The 4954-nt window shown below is 67.9% G+C and carries 4 protein-coding genes and 1 pseudogene; 4 read left to right on the top strand and 1 reads right to left on the bottom strand.

All coding sequences use genetic code 11. The annotated features are described in order from the left end of the window. Positions 1 to 143: 143 nt before the first annotated feature. Positions 144 to 2489, bottom strand: coding sequence for a heavy metal translocating P-type ATPase (locus BDIM_RS07565; protein WP_220119308.1), 2346 nt, complete (start codon positions 2487 to 2489; stop codon positions 144 to 146). 206 nt (positions 2490 to 2695) lie between these two features. Between BDIM_RS07565 and BDIM_RS07570 the strand changes: the two genes are divergently transcribed. The 4 genes and pseudogenes from BDIM_RS07570 to BDIM_RS17920 all read left to right on the top strand — a co-directional run. Then, positions 2696 to 2971, top strand: coding sequence for a metal/formaldehyde-sensitive transcriptional repressor (locus BDIM_RS07570; RefSeq protein ID WP_003164978.1), 276 nt, complete (start codon positions 2696 to 2698; stop codon positions 2969 to 2971). A 9-nt stretch (positions 2972 to 2980) separates the two neighbouring features. Further along, positions 2981 to 3922: a CDF family Co(II)/Ni(II) efflux transporter DmeF gene (gene dmeF / locus BDIM_RS07575; protein WP_040345421.1), complete on the top strand. Its 942-nt coding sequence runs from the start codon at positions 2981 to 2983 to the stop codon at positions 3920 to 3922. A 187-nt stretch (positions 3923 to 4109) separates the two neighbouring features. Continuing rightward, positions 4110 to 4520 carry a hypothetical protein gene (locus BDIM_RS17150; RefSeq protein WP_112999850.1) on the top strand — a complete coding sequence of 137 codons (411 nt, stop codon included), beginning with the start codon at positions 4110 to 4112 and terminating at the stop codon, positions 4518 to 4520. Between the two features lie 61 nt (positions 4521 to 4581). Beyond that, positions 4582 to 4954: pseudogene (locus tag BDIM_RS17920) on the top strand (TolC family protein); the annotation flags it as partial.

A 4954-nucleotide genomic window follows, 5' to 3' on the forward strand; every position in this document is an offset into this window, starting at 1 on the left:
GACCGCGCCGGCCAGGTTTGCGATCTTGAAACGGTTCACGTGTGTCTCCTTGAGGAAGCGCCCCTCTCTCATAGATACGCAGGCCTGCGGCCTTCCCCTCAAGACTGGCAAGCGCCTGGCGAATCCTTCGCCGCCTGCATCGCCTAGAGCCTGACCGCCCTGAGACGAAGCGCATTGGCGATCACGCTGACCGACGACAGCGCCATGGCCAGCGCCGCCAGGGCCGGCGACAGCATCAGGCCGAACACCGGATAGAGGACGCCCGCCGCCACGGGGATTCCCAGGGTGTTGTAGCCGAAGGCGAAGACCAGGTTCTGGCGGATATTGCCCATGACCGCCCTGGACAGATGCCGCGCGCGGACGATGCCCTGGAGGTCGCCGCCCAGCAGGGTGACGCCGGCGCTCTCGATCGCCACGTCTGAACCGGCGCCCATGGCGACGCCGACGTCCGCCGCGGCCAGAGCCGGGGCGTCGTTGACGCCGTCGCCGGCCATGGCCACGACGCGCCCCTCGGACCGAAGCTGCTCCACAACCGAAGCCTTGTCCTGCGGCAGCACCTCGGCCCGGACGTCGTCGATGCCCAACCGGCGTGCGACGGCTAGCGCTGTCGTGTGATTGTCGCCAGTCATCATCACCAGCCGGAGGCCGGCGGCTTTCAGATCGCGGATGGCGTCGGCGGTGGTGGCCTTCACCGGATCGGCGATGCCGAGGACGCCGGCCACAGCGCCGTCAACCGCGACGAAGATGGCCGTAGCGCCCTCCTCTCGCAACACTTCGGCCGCCGCCTCGAGGGGCGCGACATCGACCCCGGCCTCCGTCAGGTAGCGGGCATTGCCCAGGAACAGACGTCGACCGTCGACCTGGCCGGTGACGCCGCGGCCGACCGGACTGTCGAACTCCGCAGCCTCGGAAAGCGTGAGGTCGCGATCGGCTGCGGCGCGCATGATGGCGTCGGCCAGGGGGTGTTCGCTGCCCCGCTCGAGGCTGGCGGACAGGCGAAGAAGCTCGACGTCGTCAAAACCCTCGACCGGGCGGATCGCCGTCACCGAAGGACGGCCCTCGGTCAGGGTGCCGGTCTTGTCCAGCACCAGGGTGTCCACCTTCTCGAACCGCTCCAGCGCCTCGGCGTTCTTGATGAGGACGCCGGCGCGCGCCCCCCGCCCCACCCCCACCATGATCGAGATCGGCGTGGCGAGGCCGAGCGCGCAGGGGCAGGCGATGATCAGAACCGACACCGCCGCGACCAGGGCGTAGGACAGGCGCGGATCCGGACCGACCAGACCCCAGACGACGGCGGCGACCACGGAGATGGCGATAACGGCCGGCACGAACCAGCCGGACACCAGATCGGCCAGGCGCTGGATGGGCGCGCGGCTGCGCTGGGCCTGGGCCACCATCTGGACGATCTGGGCCAGAAGGGTGTCGGCGCCGACCTTGTCCGCCCTCATCACGAAGGAGCCTGTCTTGTTCAGCGAGCCGGCGATGACCCTGGCCCCGGCCTCCTTGGTGACCGGCATGGATTCCCCGGTCACGAGGGATTCGTCGATGGCCACGCGCCCTTCGAGAATCTCGCCGTCGACCGGGATCTTTTCACCCGGGCGGACGCGCAGCCGGTCGCCCACCGCCACGAGGTCGAGCGTCACATCCTCGTCGGCGCCGTCGTCGCGCACCCGGCGGGCTGTCTTGGGCGTCAGGTCGAGCAGGGCCCGGATCGCGCCGGAGGTCTGTTCGCGCGCGCGCAGTTCCAGGACCTGGCCCACCAGGACCAGCACCGTGATCACCGCCGCCGCTTCGAAATAGACGGGCGCGCTCCCGTCCATGCGCAGCATGGCCGCGGGAAACAGCCCCGGCGCCAGCACGGCGACAACGCTGTAGATCCAGGCCGCCCCGACGCCCAGGGCGATCAGGGTGAACATGTTGAGGCTGCGGTTGAGGAGGGACTTCCATCCGCGCACGAAGAAGGGCCAGCCGGCCCACAGGACCACAGGCGTCGCCAGCACGAACTGGATCCAGTTCGACGTCTGCCCGGGAATTCTGTCCATCAGTCCGGTCAGGTGACCGCCCATCTCCAGCGCGGCTACCGGCAGGGTGAGGACGGCGCCGACCCAGAGCCGCCGCGTGAAGTCCTTCAATTCATGATTGGGCAGGGCTTCAGCAGTGACAGTCTCGGGCTCCAGCGCCATGCCGCAGATCGGGCAGGACCCCGGCCCTTCCTGGCGCACCTCCGGATGCATCGGACAGGTGTAGATCGTCCCTGCGGGCGCGGCCTTCGCCTTCAGCTTCTCGCCGAGGTATTGGCCGGGATCCGAAACGAATTTCGTCCGACATCCCGCCGAGCAGAAGACGTAGTCGTGACCTTCGTGCTCTGCGCGATGCTGGGCGGCGGCCCGATCCACGGCCATGCCGCAAACCGGGTCGATCGCCCCTCCGCCTTCATGCGAAGCATCCTTGTGAGCGGGAGTATGGCGAGGATCGTGGACCGTCGGCATGGCGTCACTCCAAATTCAGCGCTCGTCCGGCCTATACCCCTTGGGGGAAGGGCTCAAGGCGAGGCGCGAAGCCTGCGCCCGCCATCATACCGGCGACGATCTGCCGAACCGCCCTCAAATCGGACGGTCGCGTGGCGAGCTGCAGGCTCCCGCGACGTCCGCTCCAGCACTGGTCACGGCGTAAAAATACTATACAGGGGTATCCTATGGCGCACACATCGACCAACAAGAAGAAGCTCGTGGCCCGCGTTCGGCGGATCGCCGGCCAGATCGGCGCGATCGAACGCGCCATCGAAAGCGACACCGACTGCTCGCAAATCCTTCAGCAGGTCGCTGCGGCTCGCGGCGCCATGGGAGGACTGCTGGAAGAGCTGATCGAGGACCACCTTCGCCATCACGTCGCCCATCCCGAACTGAGCGACGCCGATCGTCAGAGCGGCGCCGACGAACTGATCGCCATCATCCGTCGCTATTCCAAGTAATCCACGCCCATGACCCTGTTCGACACCGACCACCTGACCCACGACCACCATTTCCTGAGCCGCGCCCATGACGAGAGCGCGCGCCGGACGCTGTGGGTCGTCGGCCTGACCGCCGTGATGATGGTCGGCGAGATCATCGCCGGGATGATCTACGGTTCGATGGCTTTGCTGGCGGACGGCTTCCACATGGCGACCCACGCGGGCGCTCTGGCTGTCGCGGCAGGCGCCTATGCCTACGCCAAACGCCATTCAGCCAACCGCCGGTTCAGCTTCGGGACCGGCAAGGTCGGCGATCTGTCGGGCTTCGCCTCGGCGCTGGTGCTCGGCATCGTGGCGCTGGGCATCGCCGGCGAGTCCGTCGCCCGGCTGTTCGATCCCCGCTCCGTCGCCTTCGGACAGGCCACGCTGGTCGCCATTCTCGGCCTGGGCGTCAATCTGGTGAGCGCGCTTCTGCTGGCGGGCGGCGGTCATCACCACGGCCATAGCCACAGCCATCACGGCCATGACCACCATCACCATGACGATCACCAGCATCATGGCGAGCCTCGCGACAACAATCTGCGCTCGGCCTATTTTCACGTCCTGGCTGACGCCCTGACCTCGGTTCTGGCCATCGTCGCGCTGATCGCGGGTCGGTACCTGGGTTGGGTCTGGCTCGATCCGGTGATGGGGATCGTGGGCGCGATCGTTATCGCCCGATGGTCTTGGAGCTTGATGCGCGACACCGCCGCCGTACTGCTCGACACGACGGACCAGGCTATCGAGGCGGAGGTGCGTGAATGTGTCGAAGGTCCCGGCGACGCTCGCATCACCGATCTGCATGTCTGGCGCGTGGGTCCCGAGGCCCACGCCGCCATCGTCAGCGTGACGGGCGGCGTCGACAGCGACACGATCCGCACCCGCCTCAAGCCGGTTCATGAACTCGGGCACCTGACAGTGGAATGCCGCTGACCTATCGGCGAGGAACCGACTGAACCACTACGGAATCCACCCGGGTGAGCCCCTGTGGGCCCGGCCTCCGGAAAGAGGAACCAGGGGCTCGACCACGACACATTCGCCTGGACCGGCCAGTGCGACGATCCCTCCATTGCGTTGAAATCGGATTCCCCCTAACGGGAATCGTCAGGGAATTTACTTCTTGCCGCAGCTGTTACGCCTCCTTTGCATCTGCCTCGGCGTGACCATCATGGTCGCGGTGCAGATGCATGGGGTGGTCAACAACCAGCATCGCGTCCAACACAGCGTACAGTTCCCCGGCGTGACCTATGAAGCCATGGCGGAAGTAGCCCACCACCACGATCACGTCCCTGCGAGCGAAGCACCGGACGGCGGCGCGGTCCTCGACGTCGCCGACAATGGCGACGCCCCCTTCAGTCACCATCATCACAGCGGCGGCGACATCCACCTGGCCCTGACCGCGCCCGTCCACCCTGTCGGATCCGGCCTGCTAGCCTCGCTCGACCTTGGGCCTGCGCCGGACGCCCTGCCGCCCGGCCTGACCGGCGATGATCCCTCACATCCTCCAAAACACGCGCGCCTGATCGCCTGATCCTGCGCGGCCGTTCGGCCGCGCGCGCCCCTGTTTTTGGAGACTATCCTTGAGACATCCCATGTCCGGCGCTGCCGGATGGTGGGCGCGTCGTGCGGCCGTTTCGGCCCTCGCGCTCACGCTCGCGGCGGCCTGGCCGCCCGTCGAGGCGTTCGCCCAGGCGACGCCCTCGACCGCGCCTGCCCGGCCCCTTCCTCTGGAAGAGGCTCTCCGTCGCGCCGTCGGCGCCGATCCGGCGCTCGCCGGGACCGCCGCTCGCTCCCAGGCGGCTGAAGCCGGCGTGCGCCAGGCCGACGTCCGCCCCAACCCCACGCTCGGCCTGATGGTCGAGAACCTTCCCACCCTTGGCGGCGGGGACATCCTCGGCCGCACGGAAACCACCCTCTCCTATGAGCAGCGCCTCGAGCGCGGCGGCGACCGCACCGCCCGGGTGA

Origin of the sequence: Brevundimonas diminuta ATCC 11568, from assembly GCF_000204035.1 — a bacterium.
GTDB classification, from domain to species: domain Bacteria; phylum Pseudomonadota; class Alphaproteobacteria; order Caulobacterales; family Caulobacteraceae; genus Brevundimonas; species Brevundimonas diminuta.